We start from the raw sequence: 20,769 nt of genomic DNA, 5'->3' as shown, positions 1-20,769 counted from the left end.
CGGCGTTCTCCTGGGCGTGACGCCCGGGCGCGGGTCCGGCCCTCTCGCACAGGGCCGGACCCGCGTCGCGCGGTGCGCACGACCCACGGTACGCGTGGCGCGCCCGCCCCTCCCCCGGTGCCGACTCCCGGGGACGCACGACCGACCCGCAGCCCGACGCCCACGGGGGACCTCATGACCACCACGCCCGTCGCCGGCGGCACCGCCGCGCGCACCGCAGCCGCGAGCACCTCGACACCGAGCAGCGCGGCACCGGGCAGCGCGGCACCGGGCAGCGCGGCAACTGCCCCCGCGCCGCGGGTGGCTCCCCCCGGCCCGGCGCGCGTCGAGATCCGCCCCCTCGACCCCGCGACCGCGGTGGTGACCACCCCCGACGACGTCCACCACGTCGTCGGCCTGCCCGCGGCGACCGTCCAGCTGCTCGTCACCGCGTGGTCGCTCGGCGCCCCGGACCTCGTGGACGGCACGCTCGCCACGGCTGCCCGCCCGCTGCACGACCTGCTCGCCGCCCGCGCCGCGTGGGACGCGCCCGACACCCCGCGGCCGGCTGCACCCCCGCGCGCGCGCCCCGGGCTCGACGCGCTGCTGACCGGCGACGACGACCTGGTCGCCGCGCTGCACGCGCGCGCCGGCACGGACGCCGCCGTGGACGTGCTCCCGTGGGACGCCCGCGCCGTCGTCAACCGCGCGTACGTCACGCGGCGGCTGCTCGTCGTCGCGGTGCGCGGCCCGCGGGACGGGGACCTCGCGGACGTCGACCGCATGTGCCACGACATGCGCGTGCCCTGGCTCGCGGTCGAGCTGACGCGCGGCACCGCGTGGGTCGGCCCGCTCGTGACGCCGGGCACGGGGGCGTCCTTCGAGGACGCCGTGGCGCGTCGCACCGCCGCCACCCGTGACCACCGGGTGCACCGCGCGGTGCGCGCGCCCGCGCCCGGCGGCGACTGCGGCCCGGCGCCCGACGCCCTGCCGGACGTGCTCGACGCGGTCCTCGACGTGGTGGCCGACGCCGCCGCCCACGCGCACGACGGGCTGACCGCCCCGGGCGACGTGCTGCACGAGATCGCCCGCGGCCCGGCCGGCACCACGCACGAGGCCCACGTCGTCCTGCCGCTGCCGCACCGCAGCACGGTGCACCGCCCGCACACGCCGGCGGACCTCGTCGACGCGCGGACCGGGCTGGTGCTGCGGGTGCGCGACGTGCGGCACCACGCGTCGGTGCCGGCGGCCCTGGTCACGCGCCAGTGCGACGTCGGTGACGTGCGCGCCGTCTCGCCGTGGGCCAACAACGTGCTGTGCCAGGGCAGCGCGTTCGGCGACCCCGACGGGGCCTCGGCCGCCGCCGTCGGGGAGTCGGTCGAGCGCTACTGCGGGAACGTCCTCGACACCCTGCCCGTGACGCACGCGTCGTGGGCCGAGCTGCGCCGGCGCGGCGTGCCGGCGCTCGACCCGGCCGAGCTCGTCCTCTACTCCGACGCGCAGTACGCGGCACCCGGCTTCCCGTTCGTGCCGCTCACGCGGGACCTGCCCGTGCACTGGGTGCCGGGACGCTCGCTCACGCACGACCGCGAGGTGCTGGTCCCGGCCTCGCTCGTCTACGTCAACTGGTACTCCGCCGGCTACGCCGCCGCACCGCCGACCAACTTCTGCGCCTTCGCGGGCATCGCCGCGGGGCCCGACGCGGACTTCGCGGTCGCGAGCGCGCTCGAGGAGGTCGTCGAACGGCACGCCACGATGGTGTGGTGGCTCAACGGCCACCCGCTGCCGGATGTCCTGCCGGACGCAGCGCTCGCGGCGGCCGTGACGGGTCGTACCGCGCTGCTGCACCTCGACAACGAGCTCGGCGTGCCCGTGGCGGCGGCGGTGGTGCACGACGACGCCGACGCCCTGGTGAACATCGGCTTCTCCGCGCGACCGGACTTCCGCGACGCGGCGCTCAAGGCGTGGACGGAGGCCTTCACGCTGCAGGAGGGGTCGCGCGACCTGCTGCGGCGCGACGGCCTGCACTGGCAGGTCATGGCCGACGGCGAGCTCAACGGGCGTGCGTTCAAGCCGTGGCGCGCCGACCGGCGCTACCTCGACGACTTCCGCCCGGACATGCGTGACTGCGACGACCTCATGGTGCAGCAGCAGGTGTACCTCGACCCGCGCGCGGGCCGACGCGTGGAGCACCTGCTCGCCCCCGCGGCGACGCGCCGGCTCGAGGACCTGCCGCGCCTGCCCGACCGGTCGGCTGCGACGTACCGGGCGGCCGTCGAGGCCGCGGGGCTCGAGGTCGTCGTCGTCGACCTCACGACGCCCGACGTCGCGTCGACCGGCATGCGCGTGGTCCGCGTGCTCGTGCCCGGGACGGTGGGCAACGCGCCCGCCGCGTTCCCCTTCCTCGGGCGGCGGCGCGTCCAGGACCTCGCGGTGGAGCTCGGCTGGCGGGAGACCCCGCTCGCCGAGCACGAGCTGCTCACCTTCCCGCTGCCCCATGCCTGAGGCCGCGCTCGACGCCCTGCACGCCGTCCGCCTCACGCACGGCCCCGACCTGCCGGCCGGGTTCCACCACCACCAGGTGCGCATGCCCGTCGCGCGGGGCGTCGACGCCCACGCGGTGGCGGTCCAGCTCACGGACGGCCCGGCGGACCCCGACGTGCTCGTCGACGCGGCCGTGCGGCACTGGGCCGGTGAGGACCACGGACAGCTCGACGTGCTGGACACGACGGCGGCCGACCTGCGCGCCGCGGGCGTGCCGGTGCTCACGCTCGACGACCTCCGGCTCGTCGACCCCGAGGTGCTGGCGCAGCCCGGGTGCCCGCTCGTCCGGGTCGAGGACCGGACGCGCACGGCGTGGGCGGCGGCGACGTGGCACGCCCCCGACGGCACGGTGGCGACGGGCCGCGTGCCGTACGCCCAGGCGGTGGTCCGCTGGCTCGACGCACGCCCCGACGTGCCGGTGGCGCACCCGCTCAACATGGCCGGGCTCGGCGCGGGGCGTGACCGCGCCGCGGCCGTCGAGGCCGCGTGCCGGGACCTCGCCGCCCAGGACGCCGCGTGGACGTGGTGGGCCGACGCGGACGCCCCCGCGCCGCCGCCCGTCCCGCTCGCCGCGGGCGTGGCCCGGGCGTGGGGCGCGAGCCCGCTCACCCTCGACGTGCGCCGCCTCCCGTCGCACCTCGGCGCGTCGGTGGCGCTCGCGGCGGTCGACGACGGTGACGTCACCACCGTCGCCGTCGCGGCCGGCCCGGACGAGCGGGCGCAGGCGACCGCGGCGGCACGTGCGCTGTGGCAGCTCGTGGTCGCGCGGGACCTCGCGGACGCGGGTGGGTCCCTGCTGCGCTCCGGCGCGCCCGGCCTGGCGCCGCACCGGCAGGGTCGCGACTACCTCGCCGCGGCAGGGCCGGGCCACCGCCGCCTCGTCGACCCGCTGGGGCACGTGCAGCTGACCCTCGACCCGGTGGTGCGGGACCGGCTGCGGGACCGCCTGGGCCGCCGGCCGACGGTCACCGCGTCCGCGCGGGGCGCCGGCCCCGGCGTCGCGTCCGCGGCGGCCGTGCGGGCGGCCGGCTCGGACCTGTGGGTGGTCGACCTGACGACGCCCGACGTCGCGGCGCACGGGTGGTGCTGCGTGCGGGTGCTGGTGGCCGGGGCGTCGCGGCTGCCGGTCGGCGCCTTCCCGCCCGACCCGGTCGTGGCGCGGGGGGCGGCACGACGGCTGGGTCGGGAGCCCGGGCCGGTCGAGCAGGCGCCCTGGCCCGGGTGGTGACCGCGCGGGCGCCGCGTCCCGGGGGCACCAGCCGCAGAGGCGGCCCTGCTGCGACTGCGTCGCTGTCGCGAATACATAGCAGTATTGCAATATCTGCATACATCTGGTCGGATGGAGGCCGTGCACGGGGAACCCGGTCTCGCCGCCGCGGCGCAGCTGTTCAAGGTGCTCGGCCACGAGTCGAGGCTGCTGCTGCTGCGGCTGCTGGCCGAGCAGCCGCGCACGGTCGGGGCGCTCGTCGACGCGACGGGCACGCCCCAGCCGCTGGTCTCCCAGCACCTGCGCACCCTGCGGCAGGGCGGTCTCGTGACCGCCACCCGCACGGGCCGCGAGGTCACCTACGCGGTGGCCGACGTGCACGTCGCGCACGTCGTCGCGGACGCGCTCGCCCACGTCCGGGAGCCGGTCCGCGCCGAGGACCCGCTCCCCGCCCCCGAGGAGGAACCCGCATGACCGTCACCGACACCCACGCCGAGCACACGCTCACCGAGCACCGCCACGGCCAGGACTGCGGCCACGAGGCCGTGCCGCACGGCGACCACGTCGACTACGTCCACGGCGCCCACAAGCACGCCGAGCACGGCGACCACTACGACGAGCACGAGTCGGTCGCCGAGCACAGCAGCGAGCAGCACGCGCACGGCGCCGACTGCGGGCACGAGGCCGTCGAGCACGGCGACCACACGGACTACGTCCACGACGGCCACAAGCACGCGGCGCACGAGGACCACTACGACGAGCACTGAGCCGCCGGGCACGTCACCACGTCGAGCTCGTCACCCCGCACGCGACCTCGTCACCTGCCGGTGGCGAGGTCGCCGCGCGAGTGACGAGCTCGACGTCGTCCCGACGTCCGTGTGACGAGCTCGACGTCGTCCCGACGTCCGTGGCAGGACGACGACACGCGCGGTCAGGTGCGCGTCAGCACCCAGAACGTCGACGTCGTCGCCGGCGTCATGGTCAGGCCCACCGCGCGGGCCTCCGCGGCCACGACGTCCGGCGCCGGGTGGTGGTACTCGTGCTCGGTCGACTCCTCGACGAGCACACGCTCGCCCTCGAGGGTCAGGTAGGTCATGCGCCACCGCAGGCGCTCGCCGTCCAGCGGCCACGCCTCCGCGATGCCGCGGTAGGTGAGGTCGCCGACGGTCGCCGCCGTGAACTCGTACGCCTCCACCCGCTCCGGCGTCGCGGGCGGTTGCAGGTCGAGCAGCGCGACCCCGCCCACCGGTAGGCGCCCGGCCAACTCGGCGAGCAGCGCGGCTCGCTCCCCGGGGTCGAGGTGCCCCAGCACGCCGAGCGCCAGGGCCCCGCCGATCCGCGGCGGCAGCGGCGCCGACAGGACGTCCTCCGGGCGGACGGTCACACGCGCGAACCAGTCGGGGCGCTGCGCGACGCGGGCGAGCGCGAGCGCGCGCATCGACGGGCTCGGCTCGAGTGCGAGCACGTGCGCCGTCGGCAGCGCGTCCAGCACGTCGGCCAGGACGGCGCCCGAGCCGGCGCCCACGTCGAGCACCGGCCCGTGGTCCGGGCGCAGCAGGGGCAGCACCTCGGCGAGCGCGGCGCGCTGCGCGGGCCGCGCGGCGAGGCTGACCAGGTCGTAGGCGTGCGATGTCGGCGACTAGCGGTCGTCCATGCGGTCCTCCGTGGTGGTGAGCGACGACCGGGCCGGCACGGGGCGTGCCCCGTACCGGCCCGGTGCGTCGGTGCGACGCGGTGCCGCGGCCCGGGTGCGCCCCGGGCCGCGGCCGCGTGCGTCAGGCGCCGGCCGTGCGCAGCGCCGTGCGGCGACGGTGCAGCAGCACCCCGCCGGTGCCGACGAGCAGCAGGCCGACCAGCGCCCACGCGCCCGCCGGCACGCCGCCGGTCGCCGCGAGCGTCGTCGACGGCGTGCTGCCGTCGGCCGCGACGACCGTCACCGACGCCCAGCCGACCAGGCTGCCGTCGGCGGCGAACACCGCGAGGCGGTGCGCACCCGGCGTCGCGTCGGACGGGACGCGCGCGGCGACCTGGCCGGCGGCGTTCGCCTGCAGCCAGTCCCCGCCGAGCAGCGTCGGCGTCGAGAACAGCCACGCGGCCACCCATGTGCGGGCACGGTCGGCGCCGAGGCCGATCGTGACGACCTCGCCCTGCCGCAGCGTCGTCGACCCGAGGTCGAGGCCACCGGCCGGGCCGGTCAGCTCGACACCCGAGCGCGGCGTCGGGGCGGTGCCCGGCTTGGCCGGCGCGACGGGGGCCGGGGTGCCCGGCTGCGTCGGGGACGGCGTCGGGACCGGCGTCGTACCCGGGTCCGTCGGCGTGGGCGTCGGGGTCGGCTCCGGCGTCGTGCCCGGGTCCGTCGGCGACGGCGTGGGCGTCGGGGTCGTGCCCGGGTCCGTCGGCGTGGGCGTCGGGGTCGGGGTCGGGGTCGGCGTGACCTCGTCACCGACGACGAGCAGGACCGGCGCCGACTCGACGTACGGCGTGCCGTCGTCGAACGTCAGCCGCGCGAACAGCGACGCACCGTCCAGGTCCGCGGTAGCCGGGAAGCGCAGGCGCGCCCCGTCCGCGTCCTCGACCAGCGCCGGCGTGTCCTGCCCCGGACGCTGCACGTACCACTCCCACCGGTCCAGCACGGAGGCCGGAGCGACGGACGCGTCCAGCGCGACCTCCGCACCGACCGCGTACCGCTCGGCGAGACCCGACACGGTGACCTGCTGCAGCGGCGCGGCACCGTGGTCGTCCACGTCGATCGTGCGGACGGGCGACGTCGCGACGACCTCGCCGTCGACGAGCCGCTCGACCGAGACCCGGGCGCCGTGCAGCGCCTGCTCGGCCGTCAGCGCCAGCTGCGCAACCTCGAGCACGACCGGCGCGTCCTGGTCGACGCGCTGCACCGACCAGCGGAACACGTCGTCCGCACCGGACGGCGTCGCGGCCGCGGTCAGCGTGATCGCGTCGCCCGAGTGGTAGTGCCCGGCCAGGCCGGTCACGGCGACCGTGGGCAGCGCCTCGCCGGACACGGCGAGCGTCACCGGCCGCGACGGGCCGTACGCGAGCGCGCCGCCCGGCTTCACGACGGCGACGCTCACCTGCGTGCCGTCCAGCGCCGCGTCCGCGGTGAACGCGTACGTCGCACCGGTCGCACCCGCGACCGGCTGCGCCTCGGCGGCGCCCGGCGCCCGCGTGAACCACTGGTACGTGTCGAGCACCGTCGCCGGTGCGACCTGAGCCGCCAGCTCGACGGCCTGACCCGGGCGGTACGCCTCCGCCGCACCCGCGACGGACACGACCTGGGACGCCGGCGAGCCGTGGTCGTCGACGTGGATGGTGACCGGCTCGGCCGTCAGCGGCTCCGCGCCGGGGATCGTCAGGGTCGCGCGGACCTCGACGCCGTCCAGCGCTTGCTCGGCGACCAGTCGGTGCCGCAGCCCCGACGCCCCGGGCAGCGTCGTCCAGTCCTGCCCGAGCCAGCGCCACTGCCAGTCGATCGTGTCGCCGTCCGCGAGGCCGGGGTCGGCGACGAGCTGGAGGTCGACGTCGTAGCCCTGGTGGTAGTGGCCGCCGAGGGACTGGAAGAAGAAGAGCTGCTCACCGGGGGCGGCGGCCGTCACGTTGATCGGCACGCCCGTCTGGCCGATGTAGCGCTCCTCGTCCGTGCCGTACCCGACGGAGGCGGAGAGGAACAGGGTGCCGCCGTCGTGGCGCTCCTCGACCGGGAACTCGATCGAGCGCGCGTCGGCGCCCGTGCCGGCCTCCACCTCCTCCCACACCCACTCGTCGCCGACCTGCTTCTGGAACACCCACACGTACGCGTACTGGTCGCTCTCGGGGTAGATGGTCCCGGTCGCCCGGAGGACGTCACCGACGCGGTACACGCCCTGGACGCCGGCGATCTGCACCTCCCGATCGCGGACGTCCACGGCGAACGGTGCGGACTGCGTGACCGCCACGCCGTCGCGGAGCACCTGGACGGCCAGGTCACCGGTGTAGGTCCACGAGTCGGCGACCTCGATGCGGGTCGCGTCGACGAACGAGGGCTCGACGAACTCGTACCAGCCCTCGTTCGACCGGTACACCACGCGGAGCTCCTCACCCTCGGCGGGCGCACGGCCGCCGAGCGCGATGACGAGGCCCGCCGGCTGGTACGACGGGATGGGGCTCTCGAGGCGCGCGGTCGGCGCCTCCACCGCGGCCGGGACGGAGATCGCGGTCCACGACGTCTGCTGGAGCACCGTCGTGCCGCTGCGCAGGCGTGCGCTGATCTCGTACCCGTCGACGGACACGTCGACCGGGACCTCGAGCCGCCCCGCCGCCGCGGCCGCGCGGGCCTCCTCGTCGCTGATGTACAGGCTGCTGCCGGCGGCGCTGGCGCTGCCGACGGGACGGATGCGCCACTGGATGGTCTGCCCCTCGGCGAGGGTCACGCCGACGACGCGGGCACGCAGGACGTCCCCGGGCGCGTAGGACGCGGCCACCCCGGTGATGCCGAACTCGGCACCGCCGGCCTCCTCGGTGACGACGACGTCGACCGGGGCCGACGTCGACGCCGCGGCCGCGTGCGCGAGCGCGGGCACGAAGGTCGCCGTGACGGCGTGCCGCCCGACGCCCAGGTCGGGCACGGTCAGCGACGCGGCACCGTCGGTGACGGGCTCGTGCCCGAGCACCCGCTCGCCGGCACGGAGCTCGAGGTACCCCTCGACGTCCGCGGGGGCGACCGTGGCGGCCAGGGTCACCGGCTCACCGAGCACGAGCGACGTCGCGGACGGCGTCACCGTCGTCGTCGTCGCGGTCGGCTCCGGGACGTCGCCGACGACGAACGTGTACGTGGCGTCCGCGGTCTGCTGCGCCCCACCGACGGTCACGGCCGCCCGCACGCCGACGCGGTACGTGCCCGCGGCGGTGAACGCCCAGTTGGCGTGCATGTGCGTGCGCCCGACATCGAACGTCGTCAGGCCGACCTCGTCCGAGGACCACAGCCGCTGCACCTGCCCGAACCCGCCGGTGGTGAACAGCTCGAGGTCGCCCGGACCCTCGACGCCCGTCAGCGTGAAGGCCGTGCGGTCGCCCGCGACCGCACCGGAGGCGATCGACTCCGTGGAGAAGCCGGGCCACAGGCGCCCCGCCCCCGGGTTGGACTGCGGCGCGATCCACACGCGCGAGCCCGCAGCCCCCAGGAACTCGAACCCGGACGGCGGCACGTCCATCGCCGCGTCCTGCTCGAGGTGGAAACGGATCGTGTCGGGGTCGAACCGCGTGCCGTTGCCCTCGGGCACGTCGGCCTTGGACGCGAGCACGAGCGCGCCGTCGTCGAGGAACGTCGAGACGGCGTCGGTGTGCACGCCGGCGATCAGCCGGTGCTCGGCGGGGGCCGGGGCGGGTCCGTCGGCCGCGACGGCCGGGGACGCCGGCAGCGCGAGGCCGACGGCGGCCACGGCGGCCGCGGTGAGGAGGGCCGTCAGGCGGCGCCTCGGTGGGGACTGCGTGGTCACGGTGTGCCTTTCCTCGTGGGGGCTGTGGGTGCGCGCGCGGTGGCGCGTCGTCAGGGCAGCGCCGCGAGGCGCTCGGCGGCGCCGGCGACGCGGGCGTTGTACTCGGCGGACGGGTTGTAGGCGTGCACGGCCGCGATCCAGCCGGCGGGATCGGTGAGGTCGCCACCGGCGTCGCACAGGTACACCGCGGCGGCGAGGGCGGCGTCGTCGAGGTCGTCGACGTCCGACGCGCCGTCCCGGTCGCCGTCCTGCGCGTGCTCGGCCCACGTGCCCGGCAGGAACTGCATCGGGCCGACGGCCCGGTCCCACGCGGTGTCGCCGTCGAGCACGCCGCCGTCGGTGTCCCGGATCGCCGCGACACCCGGGCTGCCGTCGAGCGGCACGCCGACCACGCGCGGCTGCACGCGCCCGTCGGCGCCGACGGCGCCGCCCTGGAGCGTCCCGTGGGCCGACTCGACCTCGCCGATCGCCGCGAGCGTGTTCCACCCGAGGCCGCACGTCGGGTGGGTGTCGGCGACGGCGAGCGCTGCGCCGGCGTATGCCGCCAGCGCACGGGGCGGCACGCCGGCGGCCCGCGCCGTGCGGGCGACCCAGTCGGCGTCGGCGCGCTCCGGAAGGGGCAGGTGGGCGGCGTGGACGGTCGCGGTCGGCACGGGCGCCGGCGTGCGCGCGGGCGCGGAGGGTGTGCTGCGTGGCCCCGAGGAGGTGGACGGGCTCGGAGCGGCACCGTTCGACGGCGGGATCGTCACGGCCGCGACCAGCGCGGCGGCACCGAGCACGGCCAGCCCGCCCGCCGCCACGGGCAGCAGGGCGCGCCCGCTCACCGGGCAGCCCCCGCGGCGACGGGTCGGTGCGCCGGCGGCGACACGTCCGCCGCTCCGCCGCGGCGGCGCCCCGCCACCGCCTGCGCGAGCATCCCGCGACGCGGCGAGAAGACCCACGCGAGCAGGAAGGCCGCCGTGAGGACGAGCACGATCGTGCCGCCGGTCGGCAGGTCCCACGACCACGACAGGTACAGCCCGACGAGGGCGGACAGCGCCCCGATCGTCGGGGCGAGCGCCATCATGACGCCGAGGCGGTCGGTGAGCAGGCGCGCAGTGGCGGCGGGCGTGACCAGCAGCGCGAGCACGAGGATGTTGCCGATCGTCTGGACGCTGATGACCACCGCGAGCGTCACCAGCACGTACAGCACGAGGTCGAGCCGGAACACCGCCAGCCCCATCGCCCGCGCCGACTCCCGGTCGAGCGAGACCGTGACGAGCTCCTTGTTCAGCAGCAGCACGGCCGCGACGACGGCGGCGCCGGTGATCCCGACGACCCACACGTCGCGGTCGGGGATGCCGGCGATGGACCCGAACAGGAACTGCTGCAGCGAGCCGGCGTAGCCGGGCGCGCGGGAGATGATCACGATGCCGAGCGCGAAGGCCGCGACGAAGAAGACGCCGATGACCGAGTCCTCCTTGAGGCGCCGGTTCTGCGCGAACACGGCCACGAGCACCGCGGTGAGCACCCCCGCGACGGTCCCGCCGAGCACGAGGTTGCCGGACAGCACGAACGCGACGGCCAGGCCCGGGAAGACGGCGTGCGCGACCGCGTCGCCGATGAAGGCCATGCCGCGCAGGACGACGTGCGTGCCGACGACGCCGCAGACGACCGACGACATGACCGCCACGGCGAGCGCCTTGGGCAGGAACGCCAGGTCGGGGTTGAGGAGGTCGGTGACGAAGTCGACCGGGTTCACGGGGTGACCGCCTTCAGCACGCGGAGCAGGGTGGAGTCGGGGCCGACGCCGAACGCGGCGGACCAGGCGTCCGTGTCGGCGGCGAGCGCGCGCGGCGGGCCGCACGCGACGACGGTGCGGTCGAGCAGCGCGACGCGGTCGCACGCGTCGAGCGCGGACGGGATGTCGTGGGTCGTCATGAGGACGGCCCGGCCGTCCCGGGCGAGGTCGACGAAGAGCGCCTGGAGCAGCTCCTGGGTCGGCATGTCGAGGCCGGTGAACGGCTCGTCGAGCAGCAGCAGCGCCGGCCGCAGCACCAGGGCACGGGCGACGAGGACGCGCTGGCGCTGCCCGCCGGACAGCTGCCCGACCGGCCGCTCGGCGAGGTCGGCCATCCGCACGAGGGCGAGCGCCTCGACGACGGCCTCCCAGTCGGCGGTCCGCGGGCGGCGCAGCAGGCCGAGGCGTCCGGTGAGGCCCGTCATGACGACGTCCGCGACGGACAGCGGGAACTCCCACGCGAACTCGTGCCGCTGCGGGACGTAGCCGACCGGCACGCGACCGGGTGCGGCGCGGCGGCCGTCGACCGTGACCGTGCCGCGCGCGGGGCGCAGCAGGCCGAGCACGGTGCGCAGCAGGGTCGTCTTGCCGGCGCCGTTGGGGCCGAGCAGACCGACGAGCTCGCCGCGGTCGACCGTCAGGTCGACGTCGCGCAGGACCGGCCGGCCGCCGAGCTCGACGTGCACGCCGGCGACCACGAGGGCGTCGGTGTGCCCCGCGGGCGGTGGCGTCGCCGCCGTCGCCGCGGAGGTCGCCACGTCGGCCGCGGTCACGCCGCACCGCCGTCCGCAGCCCCCGACGTCACGCCCGCGGTCGGACCGCCGGCGTGCGCCGCCAGCACCCGCCGCCGGGCGCGCGCACCGCGCACCCCCGCGACGACGAACCCCGCGACCAGCGCGACGGCGACGAGCACGACCGCACCGACGAGGACCGGCACGAGGGCACCGCGCCCGCCGTCGCCCCCGGCGACGTCCGCGGCTCCGGTGCCGTCGGTCGACGCGTCCGCCGCGCCGCCGTCGACCGGCTCGTCCGCGGGTGCGTCCGTGTCGGCCGCCTCGGCGGAGGGCTCCGTGCCCGCCCACGTCGCGGCCAGGGCCTCGTCCGTCGAGGTCGCCGAGCCGACCGCGAACCGCAGCACCTGCGTGTCCGACGCGGTGGTGCCGTCGACGAGGTCCGCCTCCGCAGTCAGCCGCAGCAGGTAGACGCCCGGCTGCGTGAACACCCAGTTGGCGTGCGTGTGCGTGTTGACGTCGACCCACACGGGCTGCGGCTCGGCGACGCGCGAGTCCCAGAGCACCTGCGGCTCGCCGAACGACCCGGACTGCAGGTACACGGACACGGTGCCGGGGCCCTGCACGCCGCTGAGCGAGAGCGTCACGCCGCGGTCGATGGTGGCCATGACGTCGGGGTCCTGGGTGTTCCAGCCGAGCCAGACCACCTCGGGGTCCTGCGTCTGCGGCACGACCCACACGGGCGCGCCCGGGGCCGCGCCGAGGAAGGCGTACGCCGGGTCGTCGGGGACCGTCAGCTGCGCGGCGTCGGTCACGCGCAGCACCGTCTGATCGGGGTACCGCCACACGCTGGTGGCGTTCGCGTCGGCCTTGGCGACGTCGTCGTGCACGAGGAACTGCCACCGGCCGTCGACGACCCGCGGACCCATGTCGACGTGCCCGGCCTCGAGGACGCGCGTGCCGGTGACGACGGCGGCGCCGGCGTCGATGGTCTGGTCGAGGTCCGGGTCCTCGACGGCGGCCACGGCCGGGCCGGCGAGCGCCGCGACCACGGCGGCCGCCGCCGTGAGCAGCGCGGCGAGCCGGGCGGTGCGGTGCCGCGCGGTGCGGCCGCGGGCGGGGGTGGGCAGGGACGGGCGGGGCATGGTGCGGTCCTCGCAGGAGGTGGGGAGGGTGGTCATGCGCCCAGGCACCGCCGGATCTCGTCGGCGTTGGCGCGCATCATGGCGGCGTAGTCGGGGGCGTCGTCGTCGAACGTGTCGCCGTAGAGGCGGCACACGTCGACGCCGAGCTCGGCGGCGACCTCGGTGAGGGTCGAGGAGCGGGCGGCCAGGTTGGGCTCGAGGAAGACGGCCGGCACCTCGAGGGTGCGGATGGTCTGCGCGAGGCGGCGGCGGTCGGCCATCGACGACTCGGTCGACGGGTTGGGCGTCACGAACCCCGCGACGGACAGGCCGTAGGCGTGCGCGAGGTACCCGAACGCGTCGTGCGTCGTGATGAGGTGCCGCCGCTCGGGCGGCACCTGCGCGAGCGTGTCCCGCACGTACGTGTCGACCTGCTCGAGCTCGCGCAGGTACGCCGACGCGCGCCCCCGGTAGTCGCGGGCGCCGGCCGGGTCCGCGGCGGTGAGCGTGTCCCGGATGAGCTGCACGTACGCCATGCCGTTGCGCACGTCCTGCCACAGGTGCGGGTCGATCTCGCCGTGCACGTGCTTGCCGAGCACCGCCTGGGGCAGCTGGTGCACGGGTGTGCCGGGGCGGCCGAGGAAGGCGAACTGGGGGCCGGCGGGCACCTCCTCGAGCGCCTTGGCCGGCACGTGCACGACCACCTCGTCGGGTGCGTACGCATGGCGGTCGTGCCCCGCCCCCTCGGGGTCGTGCCGGACGCCGAGGCGGCCGGTGCCCAGGTCGACCGTCAGGTCGGCGTGCCCCCGGTCGAGCACCACCGCGTCGGGCCGGCCGGCGCGGGAGGGGTCGACGCCCACGGCGAACGTGAACGTCGCCTCGTCGAGGTCGACCGGCCGCGAGGTGTCGTCCACCTGCAGGCGCGCGCGCAGCGTGAGGGTGTGCACGCCCGGCTCGGTGAACGCCCACGACAGGTGCGTGTGCGCGTCGGCCGGCAGCGTCATGGTGTCGTCGCGGTAGCCGGTGGCGGCGTCGAAGCCGTCGGACGAGTCGAGGTAGACGTCGGTGTCGCCGAACGCGCCGGTGAGGTAGCCGTAGACGTCCCCGGGCCCGGTGGCGTCGGTGGCGGACAGCAGCACCTGGGACGTCCGGGTGGCGCCGTGCTGCGCGCCGTCGCCGTGCGCGCGCAGCCCCAGCCAGATCGTGTCCAGGCCGGCGTCCTCGACGAGGGGGATGATCTCCGCCGCGTACTTCACCGACTCCTCGGCGAGCGAGACGCTCACGGCCTCGGGCGGCAGGTTCGCGTCGAGGGTGCGGATGATCGCGTGCTCCTCGAGCAACGCGTAGTTGCTGAACGCGACGTCGGCGTAGACCACGTCGCGGGCGTCGCGCAGCGTCGGCTCGTGCGCGTGCGGGTCCGCCCCGTCCGGGACGAGCGAGACGACGTCGACGCGGTCGCCGCCGACCTGCCGGACGAGGTCGCGCAGCAGCACCGTCGTGGTGACCACCTGGAGCCGGTCGGTGCCGGCGACGAGGGCCGGCTCCCCGGCGCAGCCGGTCAGCAGGAGCGACCCGGCGACGACGCACGCCGCCGTTCGGCGCCCGGCGCGGCTCATGCCCCGCTCCCCGGCACGCCGGGCGCGTCGCCGCGCCCGCGCCACCAGAGGACGCCGGTGCCGGCACCGCCGACGAGCAGCAACCCGCCGAGCACGGCCAGCAGCAGCGGGACGGGGTCGTCCTCGCCGCCCGCGGCAGCTGCGGCGACGGCACCGCCCGTCAGCGCCGGCGCGTTCCCCTCCGGCCGCAGGTCCACCACGGCGGCCGCCGCGAGGGGCGCCACCTGCGTCGCGGCCCGCAGCGGCTGCTCCTCGGCCGAGACGGGAACGACGCCACCGGCTGCCGCCGTGCCCGCGCAGTCCCCGTCGCCGCGGACCGCGGTCGCCGGGTCGACGTCGCCGACCGCGATCGTCAGGGTGGCGGTGTCGCTCGACCGCCCCCCGCCGGCGAGCGCGACGGACTGGGTCATGCGCAGCCGGTAGACGCCCTGCGCGGAGAACGCCCAGTTCGCGTGCGCGTGCACACCGAGCGGGATCTCGAACCGGCCGCCGTCGTCGAAGACGACGGTCTGCACGCCGCCGAACGCGCCGGACAGGAACACGGTGACGTCGCCGGGGCCGTCGACGGAGTCCAGCGTCCAGGTGACCGGCGACCCGGCGTTGCCGGCGTTGAGCAGCTCGGTGTTCCAGCCCAGCCACACCAGCGACGGGTCCTGCGACTGCGGCACCTGCCACACGGGCGTGCCCGCGGCACCGACCGCACCGAAGCCGGCGGGCAGCGTGACGCGCGAGGAGGGCTTGAGCCACAGCACCACGCCGGACGGCTCCCGGTAGATCTTGGTGCCCGTGGCGTCGTCCCCGACGAGCTGCCGCAGGCGCCCGCCGACGATGCGCGAGGCCCAGTCGACGTGCCCGGCCGAGATGACGGTGGCCGCGGCCGTGCAGCGCGTGGCCGCCACAGCGCGCGCCGCGGGCACCGCCCCGGTGCCGACGACCGCGGTGACCGGCTCCGCCAGGACGGGCGTGGCACCGGTCGGCGGGGAGAGCTCCGCAGCGCAGGACGCCGGGTCGAACAGCTGCACGTCCGCGGTGCCGACCGCGACGGCCAGGACCGACGCGTCCCGCACGACCCTGCCGTCGGCCAGCTCCGTCGCCCGCTCGAAGGCGAGGCAGTACCGCCCCTCGGCGGTGAACGCCCAGGCGCCGTGCGCGTGGGTGTTCCGCGGGATGAGGACGCGGTCGGCCTCGGTCACGCCGTCGCGCGTGCTGAAGAGCACCTCGACGCCGCCGAGCTGGGCGGTGGGCCGGTGCACGACCACGTCGCCCGGACCGGACGCGTCGGTCAGCGCCCAGGTCACGCCCGTCCGCGTCGCCGTGAGCGGGATCGCCTCGGTCGACCAGCCCGGCCACAGCAGACCGGCCTGCTGCTGGTGCGACAGCTGCCACAGCGGCGCCCCCGGCGCGCCGAGGAACCCGTACGCCGGCAGGTCCGGCACGGCCGTCCGCGCGCCGGGCAGCACCTGCAGGACGGTGCGCGCGGGGTCGCGCCACACGGCGTCGCCTGGCGACGTCGTGTCCTTGATCCGCGTCCGCAGCGCGTCGCCCTCGAGCAGCGAGGACACGTCGACGTGGCCGTCGTTGAGCACGGTGGCGCCCGCGGCGTTGACCGTGCCGTTGACCACGTCCCAGACCGCGCCGGGTGCCGGCGGAGGCGTCGGTCCGGGGTCCGGTCCGGGGTCCGGGCCGGGGTCGCCGCCGGGCGCCTGGACGACCCGCACGTCCGTCCAGCCGACGAGCACGTCGGCACGGTCCTCGACCACGAGGACGTGCCTGCCGGGCGACGTCGCGTCGGGGAGCGTGACCACGACTGAGCCGTCGGCGCCGACGCGGACCCAGCCGAGCCAGTGGGTGTCGTCCACCCAGACCGAGACCCACGTGCCCGCGTGGTCCGCGCCGACCCCGGCGGTCACGCTGCCGCCGGGCGCCGCCGAGCCCTCGGGCCCGACCACGCCGCCCTGGTTCTGCTCGGTGAGGTCGGCCGCCACGGGCGGCGTGGTGTCGTCGTCGGCGGGCCGGCCGTCATCGGCCCGGGCGCACGCCGCGGGGTCGAGCCCGCCCACGGCGGTGCGCCCCACCGCGACCGTGAGCGTGAAGTCGTGCGTCGACCGCTCCCCCGACGCCAGCTGCGCCGACCGTCGGAAGCTGAGGCAGTACGCCCCCTCCGCGGAGAACGCCCAGGAGCCGTGCGCGTGCGTCCGCTCCGGGATGGTGAACGTGTCCGGCCCGCCGTCACGGCTGCTCAGGAGCACGTGGTGCGCGCCGATCTGCTGCGGGTCGGACGCGAAGAGGACCAGGTCCCCCGGCCCGTCGACGCCGGTCAGCGTCCACGCGACGCCGCCGGGCGTGCCGCCCGCCGGGATCGACTCCGTCGACCAGCCCGGCCAGAGCAGGCCGTCCTGCTGCGTCTCGGGCAGCCCCCAGAACGGCGTCCCGGGCGCGCCGAGGAAGTCCAGCGCGGACCCGTCCGGGACCGCCTGCTCCGCCGCCGGCAGCACCTGCAGCACGGCCTCGTCCGTCGCGAGCCACTGCGTCTCGCTCCCCCTGCTCGTGTCCTTGAGCCGCGTCGTCAGGCGGCCGTCCTCGACGACCGACGCGACGTCGACGTGACCGTCGTTGAGCACGAGCGCCCCCGCGTCGTTCACGTGACCGTGCGGGACGTCCCACCCCTCGGCGGGCGCCGGACCAGCCGGACGGGACGACGCGGCCGCGACGGCGGGCAGAGCGAGGGATGCGACGACGACCGCGGCGAGCAGGGGCGCGGACGCCAGGCGTTGACGGGTGAGGACGGTACGGCCGACGGGCATGAGCACTTTTCCGAGTCGGGGCCGGAGGGCGGCGCTCCGAGGGCGCGCGCATCCGATGGCGCGTCGATCCGACGCGGCGTTTGCTGCGAACGTTACTCAGAAGCGGTCGCAATAGTGCTGGACGTCTGGACGGCTGTCAATGACGGGACCCGCCGGCGCGAGCCCGTTGCGCTGCGGCCGTTCCGAGGAGTTACGTGGGACATGCCGCACGTGGTTCGTCTCCCGACGCGTCGAGACGTGCCTCCGATGGCGTGCGGTGCCGGCCGTCGACACACTGGCGCCGTGACGAGCGAACTCGGGGCCGTCGAGGAGGAGCGGGGCGAGCACCTGTCGTCCGGGCGCGACCCGCGGCGGCGGTGGTGGGCCCTCGTGGGCGTCGGAGCGGTGGTGCTGGTCGCCTCGTACGTCGGCTTCGTGCTCACCGCGCCGGGACAGGCGCTGGAGAACGCCGCGTTGCGCGGAGCCGACCAGGTCGCCGAGCAGCGCCTCGCCGAGTCCGACGAGGTGCTCGCCGGGATCACGGTGCTCTCGCTCGGACTCGCGTGCGCGTTCATCGCGGTCGTGGGGCTCGCCCGCCGGTCCCCGCAGCTGGCGGTCGCCGCGGTCGGGACGATCGTCGTCGGCCAGGTCGTCACCCAGGGCCTCAAGCGCGTCGTGCTCCCCCGCCCGGCCCTCGTCGAGGCGTCGGCGGGCTACACCGGCAACAGCTTCCCGAGCGGGCACACGACGATCGCGCTCACGGTGCTCGCCGCCGCCCTGCTGCTCGCGACCTGGCGGGCACGCGGGGTCGTGATGTTCTTCGTGGCGCCCTGGGCGGTCGCGATCGCCGGGTACACGCTGGAGTCGAAGTGGCACCGCCTCAGCGACACGCTCGGCTCGGCCGGGGTCACGCTCGCGGTCGCGTCGCTCGCCGCGCTGTGGCTGCACCGGCGTGGGCTCGTGCGTGCGGTGCAGGCGCCCGTCCGCCGCGCGCGCGTCGTGCTCGTCGTCGCCCCCCTCGCTCTCGGGGCCGCCGCGTCGCTCGCGCTCGGGCTGTTCCTGCTCCTCGCGTCGAGCGACGTGCTCGGGCGCGACCCGGTCGTCGAGTACAACGTGTACCTCGCGCTGCAGTCCCTCGCCGCCTTCGGCTCGGCGACGACCGTCCTGCTGCTGTGGTGGAGCTGGCACCGGCTCGAGGTCGTGGCGCCGGCACGCCGAGAGCCCGCCGCGCCGGGCGACGCCGCATGAGCCGCCGCCGCGGGTCGGGCCGAGGCGGTGAGCGCGCGTGCTGGACAGCCTGATCCTCGGGGTCCTCGGCATGGTCGCGTTCGCCGTCGTGCTCGTCCTTGCCCGGTCGTGGGCCTTCCGGACCCGTCTGTACCGCCCGATGCTCCTGAACGTCGCCCTGTGCGTGGCGCCGCTGCTCGTCCTGCTCGTCGGGTGGGGCGCGGCGGTCGTCGTGCGGGTCGCGGGGGCACCGGACTGGGCCATGTGGGCGGTCGCCGGTGTCACGACGCTGGTCTGGGTGCTGCTGCTGCCGAACGCCGGCTACCTCGTCACCGAGCTCAACCTCAGCCACCGCCGCGAGGGCGACGGGGTGCCGATGTGGTTCGACATCGCCCTGGTCATCAGCCTCGCCATGGCCGGTGTGCTCACCACCGTGCTCAACGTGTTCACCCTGCACACCGGCTACGCGATCCTTCGGCACGGTGACCACGCGGCCGGGCTGCAGACCACCGACGGGCGCGTGCTGGTCGGTGTCCTGCTCCTGCTGGTGTCACTCGGGATGTACCTGGGCCGGTACCTGCGCCTCAACAGCTGGGACGTGACGCACCCGCGGGCGCTGGTCGGCAAGCTGCACGCCCACGTGGTGACGGAGCGGCACGCCGGCGCGCTCGTCGGGTTCTGCCTCACGCACACCGTCTTCTTCGCGCTCATGTACGTCGTCGTCGTCGGACCCGTGATCTCCGGTCTCGTCGCGCTGGAGCGGTGAGCCGCGCGGCGGGCGCGCCCACCGTGCGGCGAGGTCGCGCCGACCTCCGGGTGCACGCCCGTCACCGCCGAGCCGGCGGGCGGCTGGCGCTGATGGCGCGCGCCTCGGGTAGAGGGGTCATCGGCGTCGCTCCTCGCGAACGCGTTGGCCGGGAAGACCAGGAACGCCTCGTCCGTCACCGCGGAGATCGCCGGGATCGGGTCGACGGCGAAGACGATGTCCGTCATCTCGACGAGCACGAGCACCTGCGCGCACCACGCCAGTCCTCGGGGAGGATCAGCAGTGCGTTCCCGTGTCCTGCGGGCGCTCGTGGCCCTGGTCGTCCTGGCGGGCATGAACCAGCTCACCGCGCCGTCGGCGACGGCGCAGCCGTACTGCGGCATCACGTGGGGCTCGCTGCCGAAGGCCCACACAGCCAGTCAGCAGCCGGGCGCGTTCCTGGGCGCGCGCACCGGGCAGCACGAGTGCTACGACCGCTTCGTCCTCGACCTCGACGTCCCCCTCTCCACCTGGTCCGTCGAGTACGTCGACGACCCCGCGGGCGTCGTGCCGGGCGGGGCACAGCTGAAGGTCGTCGTGGGCGTGCCGCCACGGGCCGTGTCGCACACCTGGCTCGTCCACCCCGACCTCAACTCGATCGCGTGGGTGCCGTCGTACCGAACCTTCCGCACCGTCGTCGCCGGCGGCATCTGGGGCGGCACGTCGACCATCGGGGCGGGTGTGCGCGCACGCCTGCCGTTCGGGCGTTCGTGCTGCCCGGCCCCGGCTCCGGGTCGCGACTCGTCGTCGACGTCGCCCACCAGTGGTGCGCCACCGGACCGACGTGCTGACGCGGCCGCAGGTGACGAAGGTGCGCCGGTCCGCGCGAGGCTGCGGGACGTCCCGTCGATCCGCCGGACGTCCCGTGGCCTCTCCGCGAGGCCACCTCCGGCGTCCGCCGCGCCCTGCCCGGGGTGTGCACGACGCTGCAGCGGGCCTCGGCGGACCCGGCGAGCAGACGGAGGGAGAACGCGCCCCACCACGCCGTCGCTCACGGGGTCCGGAGCAGCCTGTCGGTACCGATGCGCGCAGGCGGGGTCCTGGTCGGCGCGCTCAACAGCTACGGGCGCAGCCCCGGCCTGTTCGTCGACGAGCTGCGTCACACCGTCATCGACTTCGCGCGCCAGGCCGAGAAGGTAGTGGCCCTCGCGCTCCGGCACGGTGAGCAGAACGCGCTGCTCGACGACATGCAGGCCGCCATGAGGTCGCGCAGCGTGATCGACCAGGCGCTCGGGATCCTCATGGCGCAGCAGCGCTGCACCGCCGACGAGGCGTTCGCGGTCCTGCGGCGCGCCAGCCAGGGCCGTAACCGCAAGGTCGCCGACATCGCCGGCGACATCGTCGTCGCGGTCAGCGGAGGGTCGCCGCGGCCGGGGCACTTCGGCAGGGGGATGCCGACCGACCGCGCGCGCGCCACTTCCTGAAACGCACGCGGCGGCACCCACCATAGGAACGCCGTACCGACGACCACGCACGGCAGAGCG

Annotated in this window: 15 protein-coding genes and 1 pseudogene; 7 read left to right on the top strand and 9 right to left on the bottom strand. The window is 76.2% G+C overall.

Going from position 1 to position 20,769, the window contains the following annotated elements; translation table 11 throughout:
* Positions 1 to 174: 174 nt before the first annotated feature.
* From ACFUMH_RS01350 to ACFUMH_RS01335, 4 genes are all read left to right on the top strand, one after another.
* The gene (locus ACFUMH_RS01350) at positions 175 to 2,484 is read left to right on the top strand and encodes a YcaO-like family protein (RefSeq protein WP_378199177.1); all 2,310 of its coding nucleotides are present in this window, start codon (positions 175 to 177) and stop codon (positions 2,482 to 2,484) included.
* Positions 2,477 to 3,751: a hypothetical protein gene (locus tag ACFUMH_RS01345; RefSeq protein WP_378199174.1), complete on the top strand. Its 1,275-nt coding sequence runs from the start codon at positions 2,477 to 2,479 to the stop codon at positions 3,749 to 3,751. Before ACFUMH_RS01350 ends, ACFUMH_RS01345 begins: the two co-directional genes overlap by 8 nt.
* Before the next feature lie 111 nt (positions 3,752 to 3,862).
* Positions 3,863 to 4,204 carry an ArsR/SmtB family transcription factor gene (locus ACFUMH_RS01340; protein WP_378199171.1) on the top strand — a complete coding sequence of 114 codons (342 nt, stop codon included), beginning with the start codon at positions 3,863 to 3,865 and terminating at the stop codon, positions 4,202 to 4,204.
* A complete protein-coding gene (locus ACFUMH_RS01335; RefSeq protein WP_378199168.1) occupies positions 4,201 to 4,497 on the top strand; it encodes a hypothetical protein in 297 nt (98 codons plus the stop codon). Before ACFUMH_RS01340 ends, ACFUMH_RS01335 begins: the two co-directional genes overlap by 4 nt.
* Before the next feature lie 164 nt (positions 4,498 to 4,661).
* Here the strand turns inward: ACFUMH_RS01335 and ACFUMH_RS01330 are convergent, their stop codons facing one another.
* The 8 genes from ACFUMH_RS01330 to ACFUMH_RS01295 all read right to left on the bottom strand — a co-directional run bounded on the left by ACFUMH_RS01330 (position 4,662) and on the right by ACFUMH_RS01295 (position 17,274).
* Positions 4,662 to 5,345, bottom strand: coding sequence for an SAM-dependent methyltransferase (locus tag ACFUMH_RS01330; RefSeq protein WP_378199273.1), 684 nt, complete (start codon positions 5,343 to 5,345; stop codon positions 4,662 to 4,664).
* A 160-nt stretch (positions 5,346 to 5,505) separates the two neighbouring features.
* Complete coding sequence (locus tag ACFUMH_RS01325) at positions 5,506 to 9,219, bottom strand: choice-of-anchor M domain-containing protein (RefSeq protein WP_378199165.1); 3,714 nt, start codon at positions 9,217 to 9,219, stop codon at positions 5,506 to 5,508.
* A 50-nt stretch (positions 9,220 to 9,269) separates the two neighbouring features.
* A complete protein-coding gene (locus tag ACFUMH_RS01320; protein ID WP_378199163.1) occupies positions 9,270 to 10,043 on the bottom strand; it encodes a lytic murein transglycosylase in 774 nt (257 codons plus the stop codon).
* Entirely contained in the window at positions 10,040 to 10,960 is a 921-nt protein-coding gene (locus tag ACFUMH_RS01315) for an anchored repeat-type ABC transporter permease subunit (RefSeq protein WP_378199159.1), read from the bottom strand. The genes ACFUMH_RS01320 and ACFUMH_RS01315 overlap by 4 nt, the downstream gene beginning before the upstream one ends.
* The gene (locus tag ACFUMH_RS01310) at positions 10,957 to 11,772 is read right to left on the bottom strand and encodes an anchored repeat-type ABC transporter ATP-binding subunit (RefSeq protein WP_378199156.1); all 816 of its coding nucleotides are present in this window, start codon (positions 11,770 to 11,772) and stop codon (positions 10,957 to 10,959) included. The genes ACFUMH_RS01315 and ACFUMH_RS01310 overlap by 4 nt, the downstream gene beginning before the upstream one ends.
* A complete protein-coding gene (locus ACFUMH_RS01305) occupies positions 11,769 to 12,911 on the bottom strand; it encodes a TIGR03773 family transporter-associated surface protein (protein ID WP_378199153.1) in 1,143 nt (380 codons plus the stop codon). The genes ACFUMH_RS01310 and ACFUMH_RS01305 overlap by 4 nt, the downstream gene beginning before the upstream one ends.
* Positions 12,908 to 14,470, bottom strand: coding sequence for an anchored repeat ABC transporter, substrate-binding protein (locus tag ACFUMH_RS01300; RefSeq protein ID WP_378199150.1), 1,563 nt, complete (start codon positions 14,468 to 14,470; stop codon positions 12,908 to 12,910). Before ACFUMH_RS01300 ends, ACFUMH_RS01305 begins: the two co-directional genes overlap by 4 nt.
* Positions 14,467 to 17,274 (bottom strand): TIGR03773 family transporter-associated surface protein, encoded by a 2,808-nt coding sequence (locus tag ACFUMH_RS01295; RefSeq protein WP_378199147.1) that lies wholly within the window; start codon positions 17,272 to 17,274, stop codon positions 14,467 to 14,469. The genes ACFUMH_RS01300 and ACFUMH_RS01295 overlap by 4 nt, the downstream gene beginning before the upstream one ends.
* 282 nt (positions 17,275 to 17,556) lie before the next feature.
* On the opposite strand from ACFUMH_RS01295, the gene ACFUMH_RS01290 reads away from it, so the two are divergent.
* Both ACFUMH_RS01290 and ACFUMH_RS01285 read left to right on the top strand, forming a co-directional pair.
* A complete protein-coding gene (locus tag ACFUMH_RS01290; protein ID WP_378199144.1) occupies positions 17,557 to 18,501 on the top strand; it encodes a phosphatase PAP2 family protein in 945 nt (314 codons plus the stop codon).
* A gap of 37 nt (positions 18,502 to 18,538) precedes the next feature.
* Entirely contained in the window at positions 18,539 to 19,246 is a 708-nt protein-coding gene (locus ACFUMH_RS01285) for a DUF1361 domain-containing protein (RefSeq protein WP_378199141.1), read from the top strand.
* Between the two features lie 134 nt (positions 19,247 to 19,380).
* On the opposite strand, the pseudogene ACFUMH_RS01280 reads toward ACFUMH_RS01285, so the two are convergent.
* Positions 19,381 to 19,491, bottom strand: a pseudogene (locus ACFUMH_RS01280) (tellurium resistance protein TerC); the annotation flags it as partial.
* 708 nt (positions 19,492 to 20,199) lie between these two features.
* Between ACFUMH_RS01280 and ACFUMH_RS01275 the strand changes: the two are divergent.
* A complete protein-coding gene (locus ACFUMH_RS01275; RefSeq protein WP_378199138.1) occupies positions 20,200 to 20,709 on the top strand; it encodes a GAF and ANTAR domain-containing protein in 510 nt (169 codons plus the stop codon).
* The last annotated feature ends 60 nt before the right edge of the window (positions 20,710 to 20,769 follow it).

Origin of the sequence: Cellulomonas sp. NPDC057328 (genome assembly GCF_042667215.1) — a bacterium.
Classification (GTDB): Bacteria; Actinomycetota; Actinomycetes; order Actinomycetales; family Cellulomonadaceae; genus Cellulomonas.
Note: the sequence above shows the minus strand (reverse complement) of the source record. Positions and strands in the feature narration are given on the sequence as shown.

What these genes read in the sequence shown, in the direction of transcription:
- ACFUMH_RS01350 (WP_378199177.1), top strand. Translation starts at nt 175, where the DNA reads ATGACCACCACGCCCGTCGCCGGCGGCACCGCCGCGCGCACCGCAGCC.
- ACFUMH_RS01345 (WP_378199174.1), top strand. Translation starts at nt 2,477, where the DNA reads ATGCCTGAGGCCGCGCTCGACGCCCTGCACGCCGTCCGCCTCACGCAC.
- ACFUMH_RS01340 (WP_378199171.1), top strand. Translation starts at nt 3,863, where the DNA reads ATGGAGGCCGTGCACGGGGAACCCGGTCTCGCCGCCGCGGCGCAGCTG.
- ACFUMH_RS01335 (WP_378199168.1), top strand. Translation starts at nt 4,201, where the DNA reads ATGACCGTCACCGACACCCACGCCGAGCACACGCTCACCGAGCACCGC.
- ACFUMH_RS01305 (WP_378199153.1), bottom strand. Translation starts at nt 12,911, where the DNA reads ATGACCACCCTCCCCACCTCCTGCGAGGACCGCACCATGCCCCGCCCG.
- ACFUMH_RS01300 (WP_378199150.1), bottom strand. Translation starts at nt 14,470, where the DNA reads ATGAGCCGCGCCGGGCGCCGAACGGCGGCGTGCGTCGTCGCCGGGTCG.
- ACFUMH_RS01295 (WP_378199147.1), bottom strand. Translation starts at nt 17,274, where the DNA reads ATGCCCGTCGGCCGTACCGTCCTCACCCGTCAACGCCTGGCGTCCGCG.